This window comes from Lysinibacillus sp. 10T31 (genome assembly GCF_056394365.1).
This window is the reverse complement of the sequence record NZ_JBFTHS010000009.1, coordinates 1-14547: the sequence shown is the minus strand read 5'-3', so window position 1 is coordinate 14547 and position 14547 is coordinate 1. Positions and strand designations below refer to the sequence as shown.

Genomic DNA, 14547 nt, shown 5'->3' with positions numbered 1-14547 from the left:
CGAGGCATGCTAGTATGAATACATGCCTCGTTTTGTATTACTGATCCTCAATCACAATATAAGTTGCCTTAATTGGTCCGTGTACACCAACAATAAGAATCATTTCGATATCTGCCGAATTACTTGGTCCTGTTATAAAGTTGATGCAGGATGCAATTTGTTCGCCATTTCTAACTTTTTCGCTAATCCAACGGGCTGCTTGTGTCATTCGTGGAACGATAGTACTTTTAGGAATTAAAATAATAGACTTCTCGGGTAAAAAGCTGACAGATCTACCTTTATCTTTACTACTAAAAAGTACAGAAGTTCCTGATTCTGCTAATGTTATTTCACTAATTGTAATGCCAATGTTCGCTTTTTCAGCCTGTCGAATATTTTCCTCTGGCTGCTCCGAATCCCATTCGTACAGCTGAATATTTTCTTGCGTCCATTGCTCGCTCATCAATGATGATAGGCCATAGTTTTGGAAACGCTCATCTTTCCATGTTATAACAGATTGACCTCCATAATTTCCAACTACTTTTTGTAAATCTGCAGCAAGATTAGCTGTATTTGTAATGACAATATCCGTATGAATATTTTTGCATTGTTCAACTAAAACCTCTAGTAACTCATCTTTTGTTGCTTCATTTAGGACGCGATCTTGAGGGTTATATTGCCATGCAGGTCGAACGATTTCTGTTTTTGGTGCACGTCCAAGCTGTTTCGCAATGTTTGCTAAAAATACATCTCTATTTTCAATAGTACCTGTCATTATTCATCGCCTCCTTTTTGGCGGTGTTTGAACCAGTCACGGAAATTATCTTTATTGGGGGCTGGAAAATCCCTTGCTTCCGTCCATGCTTTTAGTGGGCCTGGGCCTTTAGAAATTTTCTGATCTTTAGTAAATGGAGCCATCGCTGGTGAAGCCATTTTTGTCGCCATTTTATATAGGGTAGGGGAGGAAGCACCTAGACCAAAGGCCTTCATTAATAGCTTTTCCGATACAGGTGCCTTTCCTTCGTTTTCGACAATTACTTGGCGATGTCTATGAATAAGTTGATGTAATGGTATTTTGACAGGACAAGCATCTGTGCAGGCACCGCATAATGTGGATGCATATGGTAACTCTTTAAAATCCTCATAGCCGCCTAATAATGGTGAAAGAACGACACCTACTGGCCCAGAATAGATAGAACCATAAGCATGCCCACCAACATGTCGATAAACAGGACAAGCGTTAACACAAGCTGCACAGCGAATACATTGTAAAATAGGCTGGAATTCACTGCCTAAAATATCAGAACGTCCATTATCAACAATTACTAAATGGAATTCCTCTGGTCCATCTGTGTCACCTTCATCTTTGATCCCCGTTAATGTGGTAATATAGCTTGTTAGCTTTTGCCCAACTGCGCTTCTTGTTAATAAGCTTACTAGTACTTCCATCTCTTCAAATGTAGGAACAATTCTTTCCATTCCCATTACCGTAATTTGTGTTTTCGGCAAGGCTGTAACTAAATCTGCGTTTCCTTCATTTGTTACGAGTGTAATCGAGCCGCTCTCTGCAATAGCAAAGTTACAGCCTGTAATGCCAATGTCTGCTGTTAAATATTCATTCCTTAATTTTTCACGTACATAAAGAGCGAGTTCTTCAGGCTTTTCGGTTTTCTCATAGCCCTGTTTTTCTTTAAAAATATCACGAATCTGCTCCTTATTTTTATGCAAAGCTGGGGCAATGATATGAGAGGGTGGCTCGTGATCATCTACTTGTAAAATGTACTCTCCAAGATCTGTTTCAATGACTTCACACCCAAGCCTTTCTAAAGCGGCGTTTAAATCAATTTCCTCCGTCACCATCGATTTTGATTTCACGATTTTAGTAGCATTTTTCTTTTTCGCGATATTTTGAATGTAGTCTGTCGCTTCTTTCGCTGTTTGCGCAAAGAAAACATGGCCACCTCTTTTAGAGACGTTTTCGCTTAGCTGATATAAGTAATAATCTAAGTTCGCCAGCACATGCTTTCGAATTTCTTCTCCGTGAGAGCGCCATTCCTCCCAATGTCCAAGCTCATCAGCTTGTTTTAGTCGACGTGTTTGTAAGCGCTCCTGTGCGCTTGACACAGCTCCGCGCATAAACGTATTTTCTAACTCTTTCGCTACTCGATGATTAAAGCGTTCATCACTTGTTTTCATGGACATTTCTTTTCCCCCCTCTTAGCGGCAATTTAATACTTCCGCAATATGCATAACTTTAATAGGCTTACCTTGTCGATTAATTCGGCCACCAATATTCATTAAGCAACCAGCATCGGCACCGATTAAAATATCTGCCCCTGTTTCTTCAACATTCTGTACTTTCTCATTGACCATTTCTCCTGAAATATTGCCCATTTTTACTGAAAATGTTCCGCCAAATCCACAACATCGATCTTTTCCTGGGAGTTCTATATACTGTAAGCCTTTAACTTGATTTAATAATTTAAACGGTGCATCTGTTACACCGAGTAGACGTGTCATATGACAGGAGGTATGATAAGTCGCCTTGCCCTCTAAATGTGCACCTACATCCTCGACTTTTAATACATCTACGATAAACTCTGTAAATTCATATGTTTTATTTGCCAATGCTTGTGCTTTTGGCTCCCAAACAGGATCTCCCTTAAACACTTCTGGATATTCCTTAAACATATAAGCGCAGGAACCAGAAGGGGAGACAACGTATTCGGCATGTTCAAAAGCCGTGATCATTTTTTTTATAGCATTTTTAGAGTCTTTTACATAGCCACTATTGTAGGCAGGCTGCCCACAGCAAATTTGATTTTCAGGAAAGTCTAGGTCGCAGCCAAGCCTTTCAAGAACTTCAACAACTGCTTTTCCAACATCACCTTGAAACATATCAACTAAACAAGTCGCAAAAAGTGTTACTTTCATGAGATTCGCTCCTTTTTGTCTCTATTACTCCTCGAATAACAAATCAACAGGTCATCTGATGACTTAGTGAATAAATATATTGTTTTTATAATACTACAACTGTTCAGGTGAATAAAAGGAGTTTGTTGTTAATTTTCAAAAAATTCGAAAGCTGCCTATAGTAAAAACTAGGCAGCTGCTGTTATTTCATAGATTCAGTTGTTTCAAAATATTGCATTAAGACCTTTTCCACATTACTTAAATGTGAAGCCATAGCATGTTTTGCGAGCTCTTCATTTTGCTGCTTAATTGCGAGGAAAATTTGCATATGTTCATCATACAGCTTTTCGCTTGTAATTTTTTTTGAGTACAACCAAATTCGACGTGTCTCTTTCATCGTTTCAATCATTAAACCCGAAACCTGGTCTAATAGAGTTGTAAGTAGGGGGTTTTGAGATGCTGCAGAAATGGCAGCGTGAAATTGAAAGTCCACTTTTTCTCCCAACTCTCCATCTCCTTGTACTCGTTTCATCTCATCTAAAATTTGCATCATTGACTGTATGTCTTCTTCAGATCGATGAACGGCCGCGCTAGCCGCAGCGCCTACTTCGATAATTTTACGTACTTCTAACAAATGTGAGATATCTTGCTTATTTGTTAAAATGGCAGTTGATAAGGGAAAATCGAGCTGGTTGGATTGATTATTTTTTACAAATGTACCTGAACCTTGTTTAATATCAATAAGTCCCATTGCTTTTAAAGCGGAAAGAGCTTCTCGGATGGCTGATCTGCTTACTTGTAATTGTTCGGCAAGTTGTTCTACTGAATCAAGTCGGTCACCCGGCTTCAGTTCGCCAGCTCTAATTTTTTCATAGAGGATTTCAGATACTTCCTCATATATTTTTTTAGGTTTAATTTTTCTTAATTCCAAGGACTACACCTCATTTATCTCGATCAATTGCTCTATTGTTTTTTATTATACATGAAGAAAAATAATTTACTCACTATTTAACAGTAAATACTTTATGTCAATAAAAAGGGTATTTCAACACTAAAAATAAGCGGCAGGTAACAGCTTTAAAACAGGTTATATTAATAAATGCATCCTCACCATAACTTGATATGTAGAATTATGACGTATTTTGTTGACAGATAATATAAGGGGAGCGCATAATGCAAAAGTACATTAACAAATACAAATTGATGTAATAAGGTCTGAAAAAAATTTGTATGATAATATGATGGAACTTCACTTTTTTAACATCTTTTTGCCATGAAACGTTCACAAACAGGAAGGGCGCAATTTACAGTGATTTTTGGTACGATGGAGACAGTAACTGTAAGGAGCGAGTGAGAAAATATGGAAACTGATATTAACCTATTTTTAGCTTTAGGTGCAGGGTTTTTAAGCTTCATTTCACCATGTACCCTACCGCTATATCCAGCATTTTTATCATACATAACAGGTATGTCATTAGATGAGCTGAAATCGGAACGAGGTATGATGCAAAAGCGTGCAATTTTGCATACCCTCTTCTTTTTACTAGGATTTTCAATTATCTTTATTATGATTGGACTAGGCACATCATTAGCAGCAGAGTTCTTCCTTAATTATCACACATTATTACGTCAGGTTGGTGCCATCTTAATCGTTGTATTTGGTTTAATGATTGTGGGATTACTACAAGTTGACTTTTTAATGAAGGATCGAAAATTCCAATTTAAAAACCGACCATCTGGTTATTTGGGATCAGTATTAATAGGAATAGCCTTTGCGGCTGGTTGGACGCCTTGTACAGGTCCGATTTTAGCATCGATTATTTCATTAGCTGGTGCAAATCCAGGCGCAGGATTTAGCTATATGTTAGCTTATTATTTAGGCTTTGCGATTCCGTTTTTCGTGTTATCTTTCTTTATAGCACGTATGACTTGGATTCGTACACACAGCCAAAAAATTGTGAAAATCGGCGGTTATATTATGATTGTCGTTGGTGTATTGTTATTCTTTGACGGATTATCGTATTTAACACGCATTTTACAGCCTATTTTTGGTGGATTTACAGGCTTCTAATCTGCTAAACTAAAAAGGCCATACCGTACTTTAACGTGGAGGGAGATGAACATGTGCCTACAGTTTTAGTAGTGGATGATACGCTCTTTATGCGTGTTGCAATAAGTAATATGTTTACTGAATGGGGATATGAGGTAGTCGGCAAGGCAGCAAATGGTAAAGAAGCTGTGGCGATGTATCGTGAGTTACAACCAGATCTTGTAACGATGGATGTAACAATGCCCGTTATGACAGGTATCGCAGCAGTAAAAGAAATCATCCCCGAATTTCCAGATGCAAAAATAATTATGATTACAGCTTTAGGACAACAGAAGTTAATCGTGGAAGCAATTGAAAGTGGTGCAAAGGATTTTATGACAAAGCCTTTCGAGCCAGAAAGATTAAAAGCTGTAGTTGATCAAATACTTGGACAAAATTGTTAATGACAATTAGAGGAGGAATTTTTATGTTTAGCAATATCCCTTCTCAATATTATGTAATAGGTTCGACCATAATGGCCATTTTTATGGGTACCTTTGTCATGGTTTTACGTATGCGAGCATCAAAGAAACCGACAAATGAGAAGAAAATTATCATTCCACCTATTGCAATGTCTTCAGGTGCGGTAATGTTTTTATTTGAACAATTTCGAGTACCACCCATGCAAATCCTTGAAGCGGCAGCAGTTGGCGTGGTGTTCTCAACAATCTTAATCGCCACTTCTAAATTTGAAGTAAAAGGTCAAGATATTTATTTAAAACGTTCGAAAGCATTCGCTTTTATACTAATCGGACTGTTAGTGTTCCGTATAATTGCAAAAATGATATTAAGTAGCTCCATTGACGTTGGAGAATTAGCAGGAATGTTTTGGATTTTAGCGTTCGCTATGTTACTCCCTTGGCGAATTGCAATGCTTGTTCAATTTATAAAAATCAAAAAAACTATTCCGCTGAAGAATATTTAAAATGGAAAAACTACACTAGAGAATTTATCTAGTGTAGTTTTTTTTTGAACGCATTTTGGCTGATGGGTAGAGCGGTTTGAGCGACGGATAGATTTGGCGAAGTGATGGATAGTGCAGTTCGRACGACGGATGGAAATCAGAACGACAGATAGGATTGGCGAAGCGACGGAAAGAAGAGCCAAAGTGATGGATATAAATCAGAGCGACGGATAGACTCGTCCAAGCGACGGAAAGAAAGACAGAAACGACGGATAGGATTGCCGAAGTGACGGAAAGAATCGACCAAACGACGGATGGGAGAGCCCAAGCGAAGGAAAGAAGAGCCAAAGTGATGGATATAAATCTGAGCGACGGATAGAACCGCCAGAGCGACGGATAGAACCGTCCAAACGACGGAAAGAAAGACAGAAACGACGGATGGAAATCAGAACGACGGATAGGATTGCCGAAGTGACGGAAAGAATCGACCGAACGACGGATAGGAGAGCCAAAGCGACGGAAAGAAGAGCCAAAGTGATGGATATAAATCAGAGCGACGGATAGAACCGCCAGAGCGACGGATAGAACCGCCAGAGAGACGGATAGACTCGTTCAAGCGACGGAAAGAAAGACAGAAACGACGGATGAAAGAGCCAAAGTGACGGATGGAAATCAGAGCGACGGAAAGGATCGACCAAGCGACGGATGAAAGAGTCAAAGTGAAGGATAGAAGTTAGATACTGGCGGATAGACTTTAGGAAAAACTTATTCAAAAAAAATATGACGAAAATTATGTAAAGGTAGTAAAAACGCTGCACAAATCAGTGTGCAGCGTACCATCAATCAAATAGATGTTCATATGGGGCGATGTCAATTTGCATTTCATCTAATTTTTTGCGTAAAAATTTATGGTCGCGCTTAGGTGTTGCTTGGATATAGCCACGTATAATCAAATCATGGTTAATGGCAGGTGCTTTTTCTTCTAAAGCAAGCTCGCCAATTTTTCCTGCTATTTTTTCCTTTGCTACTTGTCTAAATAGCTCGGGTACAGGGCTTACAAGTTCATATAAAAGTTCTTTCTCAGGTTGTCCCCATAAATGAATGGTTTTATCTAAATAATACTCTTGCCAATCTAAATCAGATTTACCGTCCTGCTTCGGTAAAGCCTTTAAAAATTTGCGGAACATGAAAAATCCGCCTATCGCCATAAATGAAATGAGTACAACTACCCAAAATAGGATAAACCATAAAAACCAACCACTTAACAAATCGTTCACCTCTTTGCCTTCTCTCACTCTATTATAAAAGCTTACATTAAAAAATTCATCCTAAATGTCCCTTTTTTAGCAATAAGTCTGTATATATTGTGAAAGAAAGGAGGTGAGCCTCATGGCAAAAGTCAATTTTGTCAGTGCTACACTGCGCTTAAAGTATGTTGCTGGACACAATGCACAAAACGAGCCCATGTTCACAACAAAAACGTATCGCAATTTAAACAACTCGCATACGGCAGAGGATTTAGTAAAGGTAGCATATGCCATAGCAAGTCTATCTTCACATGCACTAGACAGCATTGTAAAACAAGAAACAACAGATTTATCCTAAGGAGGGAAAACTATGACACAAGTTTTAGAGCTGCAATTTGAGACAGCAGTAGGGAAAACGACAACGATTGCTATTGATGCACCGAAGCCAAATGTAACAGTAGAGGAAATTCAACAGGTCATGCAAACAATCATCGCTAAAAATGTTTTTGAAGGACAAGCTAGTGCTCTGGTTGCAATGAGTGGGGCTCGAATCGTTGATCGACAAGTAAGAGAATTTGAATTAGGGGTCGAATAGTCACGAAATGGTCTTTGCAGAATTTTCTGCAAGGACCATTTTCAGCAAATAGTATTTGTCAAAACTTAGTGAAGGAGGGGCCAACATGGAACAGTGGTTAAACATGATATCGGATATCGGTTTTCCTATCTTAGTGTCGTTTTATTTACTGCACCGAGTAGAAGTTAAATTAGATGCAATTCATGATGCGCTTGTTTCCTTAAAGTGAAATCGATTTCACAAAGATGTACGAAAGCTGTCACTTGAGTATCCTTGTCAATATTTACATCCTACGATAGGATGATGGTAGTGTAGGTAGGGAGAGTGTTAAAGATGAGAAATAAAATAATTGGGCTTGTTCTACTTTTTGCATTTGCTGCAGTGCTCAGTGCGTGTGGAAATACAAAATTTAAAGCAGATTATAGCTTGGAGTTACCAGATTTTGAACATGTCAATCAACGTGGAGAAAAAGTTTCTTTAGAAAGTTTAAAAGGAAAACCATGGATTGGTATGTATATTTTCACGAACTGTACATCAATTTGCCCACCAATGACCTTTAATATGACGCAAGTGCAGGAAAAGCTGAAGAAAAAAGGTGTAGAAAATTATAATATTGTTGCGTTTTCAATTGATCCTGATGTTGATAAGCCAGACATATTAGCTAATTATTTGGGCAAATATAATGTTCCAGATGAATCAAAATGGAATCTTCTAACTGGATATTCACAAAAGTATATCGAGCAGTTCGCTGTCAAATCAACTAAAATAATGGTAAAAGATGATCCTAACAGCGATCAAGTGATACACGGAAATCAATTTTTCTTAGTTGATAAAGATGGCAAAATCGTAAAAATGTATTCTGGATATGCAGAGAATGCCGAGGATGTCCCTATTGACACAATTGTATCAGATATAGAAACATATATTGATGAAAATTTATAATGGATAGAAGGAAACCGTCTCAAGGATAAACTAAGAGACGGTTTTTATTGTTGAAATTTAATCTTTTATAACTTTAGCCTCGTTTATAGTGTAGAAGGAGGGAAAGATTTTGACTGATACAGAATATTTAGAGCAACTAATGGAACTACATACAGAACATTTATTTCGAATCGCTTACTACTATACGAAAGATCTACAAATAGCAGAGGATATTGTTCAAGATGTGTTTATTAAATTTTATCATCATCAAAAGCATTATGAAGAAAAGGGAGAGATGAGAGCTTATCTAGCACGTATGACCATAAATAAATGTAAAGATTATTTAAAAAGCTGGGCTTATCGGAAAATTTCAGTTCAGCACAAGCTTTTCCCTAAGCAAAAATCCGTTCAAAAAGATACGCTTATTCAACAGGATGAACAAACGATTTTTAGATGAAGCAATTTTGAAATTACCGTTAAAGCAACGAGAACCTATTGTGTATTTTTATTTAGAGGATATGTCGATTAAAGAAATTGCGAAACTACTCGAAATCCCAGAAGGTACGGTCAAATCACGTATGAAAAAAGGTAAAGAGCTATTAAAAATTGATCTTCAGGATATCGAATGGGAGGTACTGTTAAATGGATAAGCATACATTAAGAGAGTTAAAGGATATATCTGTGCATAAAGAGGCAATTATTCGAAATGTAAAAATAAAAATTAATGAAGAACAACCTTCACCAAAGAGACAACATTGGTCCTATCGTATTGTCACATTGACCATTACGTGTTCCATTTTATTGTTCGTCGCATTACAGCTAACAAAATATGATAATTTACAAATGACAACTGATACTTCGCAACTAGAAGGGAAGGAAGTTTCTAAACAATTAACAGATCTATTTAACACCGAGGTCAAAGGAACTATGGTAACTTATAGTCAGTATTTTCAAACAGCTGATCGTCTCAATGACCGTAAAAACCCCAAATTTTACGAGCCTGTGAAAGGTTTTGAAGCAATGCAAGAGGTAGCCACAGTATTGGGGAATAGCGTTCATCCGATTGATCCTAAGAAACTGCCTTTTGAGGCCAATATACAGGAAGTTTATGCTGTAACTTCAGAAATGACTAATGGTCGCTTGCAAAATCAATTGCAATTTACTTATTTACAAAAAGCATTAAATGGTAAAGATCAACAATTTGCTATTTTTACAGTCACAAATGTAGATAATAATCCATTAGCAAACTATGATATTACTCATGATAGAAATGATGAGATGGGCAATATTATTAAGAATGAGGGATTGATCGGAGAGAGTCCATTATTTCATCGAAACATCACGAAAGAAAAGGGTGGATTGGCTTATTTTTACTATAATTATGATATAAAAAATAAGAAGGTTCGTCTAACTAGTACCTTAGCAAATGAGCTTTACACTTATTATAATGGCTATGTTTTTCATGTCGGATATAAATTAGAACATGCAGATCAGGAAGGTATGCAAAAGAAAATGATTGAGCTTGTAAAAGAATTTATATTGGGTAACGATTTGTAAAGTGATAGTTCTCTTCACAATCTTATTAGACTATTTTTTAAAATTAATCCTAGATTTAGGGAGAGACAATGTTTTCGGTGGCCAAGAAATTTGATGTAAAATAATCGAATGATGGGGGCGTTTATGAATGAGCTTTGGGCAGACTTATTTAAATGTTATTCAAAAAAGATTTAAAAGTGTGAAAGAACAAGGCGATAAAACACTCGACCAACTGGAAGAGGCACAATTGCACTGGGCGTATAATGAAGATTCAAACAGTATCGCAGTGATTGTGAAACATGTTAGTGGAAATATGATATCGAGATGGACTGACTTTCTAACGACAGATGGTGAGAAAGCAACGAGAAATCGTGATGATGAATTTACTGCTAGCCTTCAGACAAAAGAAGAGGTTATGAGAGTGTGGGAAAAGGGCTGGCAAGTATTTTTAGACGCTTTACAAGGATTAACGGAAGCTGATTTACAAGGGTTTGTAACGATCAGGGGAGAACGGCATTCCGTGATAGATGCTATCGAAAGACAAATGTCTCACTACTCTCAGCATGTCGGTCAAATTGTTTACATCGCTAAGCAACTAAAGGGCTCTGATTGGGAAACATTAAGTATTCCAAAGGGGCAATCTCAGGCTTTTACAGAGTCTTTGTTAAAGAAACATCAACATAAATAAGCAAATCTAAAATCGTAGCATAGGCTACGATTTTTTTTGAATTTGCCTTCTACGCAAAATAAAGCTGATACATCGAAGTTTCTTCGTCAATCGATTTTGCGTGTTCAAAGGCTTCCAGCTGTGTTCGCTCATTAGCAGTGATTTCGTATAAAAAGCATGCCTACTATTTATTAATGGGATTTTTTTTATATCAGTTAAATTTCAGATGATATTTTTTACATATCCAATAAATAGATTGAACGGAGATCAACTCGCTTTAGTCTTGGACCTAAATGAATAGCAGGAATATTTTGGTTGAGAGACTTGCTGTATAGAATTTAGAGAAGTCAAGACATTTGGTGATGTGTTTTATTTTTGTAAAATTTTTGTGTTAATTCATGATAAAAGGCTCATTTCTTATAGGGTGATAGGGATATTTAGTCTATACTCAAGATGATAAAGTTATAGGGGAATAGAGGGAGTCGTATGAAATCAACGGTAGAACGTAAACTACAATTTTCTTTTGGTATAGTGTTAGTATTTTTATTACTAATTACTAGTATTGCTATGTACTTTTTAAATGATAATAAACACACACTTGCGGAAATCGAAAAAAAGACGGAATTAATCAACTTATATAATGATATTTCCTTCCAAACGGTTCGGGCAAATGCTGCCATCCGGGGGTATATGTTATATGGTAAAGAAGACATGCTCAGTAATCATCTCGAAATACGAGATACTTTACATAAATCTATTCATCGTATTGAAGAACTCGGACATAAAAATGCAGATTTTGAACAATTTTTAAAGCAGTTAGAGGAATGGGAAAAACCTATAGATGAACAAATTGTGCCACTTTTTCAAAGTGGTGAAAAACAGCAAGCACAGCAGTTGGCATTACCGATTTTAGGGAAAGGTTCTCTCAAGCTTGTTGAGTTTGGGAAAACGATGGCAACGGCTCAGCAAGACGAAATGCAGGCGAGTATAGAGGCTACGAAACAAAAAGGCGACAGAAGTGGCAAAGAAATTGCTGTACTAGCAATAGTTTCCTTTATTATAAGCATTATTATTGCGACAGTTTTTGGGCGAAGAGTAGCGAAAAATATTCAACAAACTGTAGTAGAAATGGACAAATTTTCAAATGGCAATTTACAAACGCACCTGCAATTTAAAACAAAAGATGAGTTTGCACAGCTGGCAGCTTCCTTTAATTCGATGTCAGCAAAGCTTAGACATACTATGAAGCATGTCGCGAATTCATCTGAGCAGGTAGCAGCAAGTTCCGAGCAGCTGACAGCGAGTAGTATGGAAGTGACACAGGCAACAGAAATTGTCTCAGAATCGATCCAAGATATTGCCCATGGTATTGAAGAACAGGATACATTGACAGGTGATGTACGAAACTTATCCTCACACATTTTGAAAAAAATGAATGATATATCTACGAGTATTGATAATGTTAACGATGCAACTGTAGACACTAAAAATATGGCTAGCATAGGACGTTCCTCAGTTCGTAATGTCATTGATCAGATGAATGAAATTACGGATAATACAGCAGAGTTAAGTACACGTGTTAAAGACTTAGATGAAAATACAGCAGCAATCGTCTCAGCAGTCAATGTTATTAAAAATATTGCTACCCAAACAAATCTATTGGCTATTAACGCCTCAATAGAAGCAGCACGAAGCGGTGAGCATGGCAAGGGCTTTGCCGTAGTAGCAGAAGAGGTACGAAAGCTAGCGGATGAATCGAACTTAGCAGCAGTAGATATCGAAAAGATCGTTAAGCAAATTACTGAGGATACAAGAATTATTGAGGAAGACATGATCAATAGTAATGATTCAGTGAAAGTTGGTCGTGAAAAAGTAAATGTGGCAAGAGATGATTTCATACAAATTGACGATGCCATTAATGACGTGCAAGCACAAACTGAATCAGTTACAGCCGCAATTCGAACAATTCATCAAGATATTGAAAAACTTGTAATAGAGATCGACCACATTAGTGAAGTATCTATGAAATCGAGTAGTAATGTTCAAAGTGTTGCGGCATCCTCTGAGGAACAAAATGCAGCGATGGAAGAAGTAGCAGCAGCCTCTACACATTTGGCGAAAATGGCGATTGACTTACAAGAATCAATTCAGGCATTTAAATACTAACAACAAGAGCCCCTATGCATCATAGCTAAAGCATGATACATAGGGGTTCTATGTTTAGTAGATTGTAGCAAAGAGTTTCTCGACTTATGTCGAGAAAATCAAAAAAATGAAAAAAGGTGTTTGAATTTAAGTATTTCGACCGATAAAAACTTAAGAAGAAAATTTATTCGAAAAAAGAAGGGGAGGTTGTGAGCTGGGCGCATTCTATTTGGAGTCCAAAAAGAACCACAAAATTGTATAAAACACATTTTAAGATCAAGTGAAGACAAAAGGAGAGCGGTCGCATGAAACGAATACTTGGAAGCTTTAAGGGTAAGCTCTACATATTATTTGCTCTTATCTTACTAATCCCAGTTATTTCTGTAGGAAGCTTATCGTATCTTTCAGCAAAGAATTCGATAAAAGAAGAAATACTTTATAGTGCAGATCAAAGTGTAAAAATATTAAATACGTTAATAGATAATACCATTAGTGAAAAAATGAATGACATTAATGTCCTCAGCAAGGAAATAGATTCATCAATGTATAAAGAGCATGAAATGGCGTTAGATACAAAATTTCAGCAATATATAAAGCTACATCCAGATGTACTAACTATTTATATGGGAACAAGTGAAGGAGCGGTATTTGTAGAACCAAAATCGAATAGCGCGGATTATAATCCTTTGGAAAGAGATTGGTATAAAGAAGCTACGGCTTTGAAGGGAGAAACGTTAATAACGAAACCTTATAAAGATGTAGCGACAGGAGATATGGTCGTAACAGTTGCTCGTCAGGTAAAAGATAAATCTGCGGTATTAGCAATTGATATAAAATTGACAAACCTTCAAAAAGTCTCGGACTCTATTAGTATCGGAAAAGAGGGGTATCCTTCTATTTTTGGTGAAGATAAAATGGTCATTTCTCACCCGACTATAGAACCGGGTAGCGAAATAAAAGAAAGCTTCATCGACAAGATATATGACAGTAAATCCGGAACGTTTGAATATGTCTTTGAAGGTGAAGACCGTATTTTGTTCTATACAACGAATGAATTGACGAATTGGAAAATTACCGGCACAATTTTTGCAAAAGAAATTGATGAATCAGCATCACCCATTTTATTTAATACTTTACTCGTGTTAATTATTGCGATTGTCATAAGTGCAATTGTTTTCTACTTTGTTATTAGGGGAATTATAAAACCGATTAAATCGCTCAAAGATAGTGCAGTAACCATTAGTAAAGGTGATTTAACAGAGCAAGTGATAATCACTTCTCAAGACGAGATTGGACAGCTAGGGCAAGCCTTTAACGATATGCAAGACAGTCTAAGGACACTGATTCAAAAAATAGAACAAAATGCTGAAGAGGTAGCTTCGTCAGCGGAAGAGCTTACAGCCAATGCCACTCAAACAAGCATGGCTACAGAAAAGGTGGCCATTTCGATTCAAGATGTTGCTTCGAGCGCAGACACACAAACAACGAGTGCGAATAAGAATGCAGAATCGTTACAGGAGCTTTCCAAGGTTATTCTTCATATCGCGGAGATTTCTTCAACAGTGACGGATC

At 37.1% G+C, this 14547-nt stretch carries 20 protein-coding genes; 13 read left to right on the top strand and 7 right to left on the bottom strand.

What is annotated here, in order from left to right:
- Window positions 1-37: 37 nt before the first annotated feature.
- The 4 genes from AC1DCY_RS07085 to AC1DCY_RS07070 form a co-directional block, all read right to left on the bottom strand.
- A complete protein-coding gene (locus AC1DCY_RS07085) occupies window positions 38-754 on the bottom strand; it encodes a LutC/YkgG family protein (RefSeq protein WP_477348698.1) in 717 nt (238 codons plus the stop codon).
- The gene (locus tag AC1DCY_RS07080) at window positions 754-2181 is read right to left on the bottom strand and encodes a LutB/LldF family L-lactate oxidation iron-sulfur protein (RefSeq protein ID WP_477348697.1); all 1428 of its coding nucleotides are present in this window, start codon (window positions 2179-2181) and stop codon (window positions 754-756) included. The genes AC1DCY_RS07085 and AC1DCY_RS07080 overlap by 1 nt, the downstream gene beginning before the upstream one ends.
- 15 nt (window positions 2182-2196) lie before the next feature.
- Window positions 2197-2913 carry a (Fe-S)-binding protein gene (locus tag AC1DCY_RS07075; protein WP_477348695.1) on the bottom strand — a complete coding sequence of 239 codons (717 nt, stop codon included), beginning with the start codon at window positions 2911-2913 and terminating at the stop codon, window positions 2197-2199.
- Between the two features lie 181 nt (window positions 2914-3094).
- Window positions 3095-3823, bottom strand: a complete 729-nt coding sequence (locus AC1DCY_RS07070) for a FadR/GntR family transcriptional regulator (RefSeq protein ID WP_477348694.1) — start codon at window positions 3821-3823, stop codon at window positions 3095-3097.
- Between the two features lie 429 nt (window positions 3824-4252).
- Between AC1DCY_RS07070 and AC1DCY_RS07065 the strand changes: the two genes are divergently transcribed.
- Genes AC1DCY_RS07065 through AC1DCY_RS07055 form a run of 3 tightly spaced genes read left to right on the top strand, consistent with a single transcriptional unit; the run spans window position 4253 to window position 5906 of the window.
- Window positions 4253-4963, top strand: a complete 711-nt coding sequence (locus AC1DCY_RS07065; RefSeq protein ID WP_477348693.1) for a cytochrome c biogenesis CcdA family protein — start codon at window positions 4253-4255, stop codon at window positions 4961-4963.
- A 35-nt stretch (window positions 4964-4998) separates the two neighbouring features.
- Window positions 4999-5385 (top strand): response regulator, encoded by a 387-nt coding sequence (locus AC1DCY_RS07060; protein ID WP_477348691.1) that lies wholly within the window; start codon window positions 4999-5001, stop codon window positions 5383-5385.
- A 23-nt stretch (window positions 5386-5408) separates the two neighbouring features.
- Window positions 5409-5906, top strand: a complete 498-nt coding sequence (locus tag AC1DCY_RS07055) for a CcdC family protein (protein WP_477348690.1) — start codon at window positions 5409-5411, stop codon at window positions 5904-5906.
- 24 nt (window positions 5907-5930) lie between these two features.
- Here AC1DCY_RS07055 and AC1DCY_RS07050 read toward each other — a convergent pair whose 3' ends face one another.
- From AC1DCY_RS07050 to AC1DCY_RS07040, 3 genes are all read right to left on the bottom strand, one after another.
- Window positions 5931-6233: a hypothetical protein gene (locus tag AC1DCY_RS07050; protein WP_477348689.1), complete on the bottom strand. Its 303-nt coding sequence runs from the start codon at window positions 6231-6233 to the stop codon at window positions 5931-5933.
- Window positions 6234-6330: 97 nt separating this feature from the next.
- Entirely contained in the window at window positions 6331-6603 is a 273-nt protein-coding gene (locus AC1DCY_RS07045) for a hypothetical protein (RefSeq protein WP_477348687.1), read from the bottom strand.
- A 121-nt stretch (window positions 6604-6724) separates the two neighbouring features.
- Window positions 6725-7153: a DUF2621 domain-containing protein gene (locus tag AC1DCY_RS07040; protein WP_427424667.1), complete on the bottom strand. Its 429-nt coding sequence runs from the start codon at window positions 7151-7153 to the stop codon at window positions 6725-6727.
- A gap of 121 nt (window positions 7154-7274) precedes the next feature.
- Here AC1DCY_RS07040 and AC1DCY_RS07035 point away from each other — a divergent pair, with 121 nt between their 5' ends.
- The 10 genes from AC1DCY_RS07035 to AC1DCY_RS06990 form a co-directional block, all read left to right on the top strand.
- Window positions 7275-7490 (top strand): DUF1659 domain-containing protein, encoded by a 216-nt coding sequence (locus tag AC1DCY_RS07035; RefSeq protein ID WP_477348685.1) that lies wholly within the window; start codon window positions 7275-7277, stop codon window positions 7488-7490.
- A gap of 12 nt (window positions 7491-7502) precedes the next feature.
- A complete protein-coding gene (locus tag AC1DCY_RS07030; RefSeq protein ID WP_477348683.1) occupies window positions 7503-7727 on the top strand; it encodes a DUF2922 domain-containing protein in 225 nt (74 codons plus the stop codon).
- Window positions 7728-7812: 85 nt separating this feature from the next.
- Window positions 7813-7935, top strand: coding sequence for a YvrJ family protein (locus AC1DCY_RS07025; RefSeq protein WP_082337366.1), 123 nt, complete (start codon window positions 7813-7815; stop codon window positions 7933-7935).
- 104 nt (window positions 7936-8039) lie between these two features.
- Complete coding sequence (locus AC1DCY_RS07020; protein ID WP_477348681.1) at window positions 8040-8648, top strand: SCO family protein; 609 nt, start codon at window positions 8040-8042, stop codon at window positions 8646-8648.
- 109 nt (window positions 8649-8757) lie between these two features.
- Window positions 8758-9084 (top strand): RNA polymerase sigma factor, encoded by a 327-nt coding sequence (locus tag AC1DCY_RS07015; protein ID WP_477348679.1) that lies wholly within the window; start codon window positions 8758-8760, stop codon window positions 9082-9084.
- A gap of 7 nt (window positions 9085-9091) precedes the next feature.
- Complete coding sequence (locus tag AC1DCY_RS07010; RefSeq protein ID WP_477348677.1) at window positions 9092-9277, top strand: RNA polymerase sigma factor; 186 nt, start codon at window positions 9092-9094, stop codon at window positions 9275-9277.
- Complete coding sequence (locus tag AC1DCY_RS07005) at window positions 9270-10184, top strand: hypothetical protein (RefSeq protein WP_477348675.1); 915 nt, start codon at window positions 9270-9272, stop codon at window positions 10182-10184. The genes AC1DCY_RS07010 and AC1DCY_RS07005 overlap by 8 nt, the downstream gene beginning before the upstream one ends.
- Before the next feature lie 127 nt (window positions 10185-10311).
- Window positions 10312-10851, top strand: a complete 540-nt coding sequence (locus tag AC1DCY_RS07000) for a DUF1572 family protein (protein ID WP_477348673.1) — start codon at window positions 10312-10314, stop codon at window positions 10849-10851.
- A gap of 465 nt (window positions 10852-11316) precedes the next feature.
- Window positions 11317-12996, top strand: coding sequence for a methyl-accepting chemotaxis protein (locus tag AC1DCY_RS06995; RefSeq protein ID WP_477348671.1), 1680 nt, complete (start codon window positions 11317-11319; stop codon window positions 12994-12996).
- 284 nt (window positions 12997-13280) lie between these two features.
- A partial coding sequence (locus AC1DCY_RS06990) for a methyl-accepting chemotaxis protein (protein WP_477348669.1) occupies window positions 13281-14547 on the top strand: 1267 nt, incomplete at its 3' end.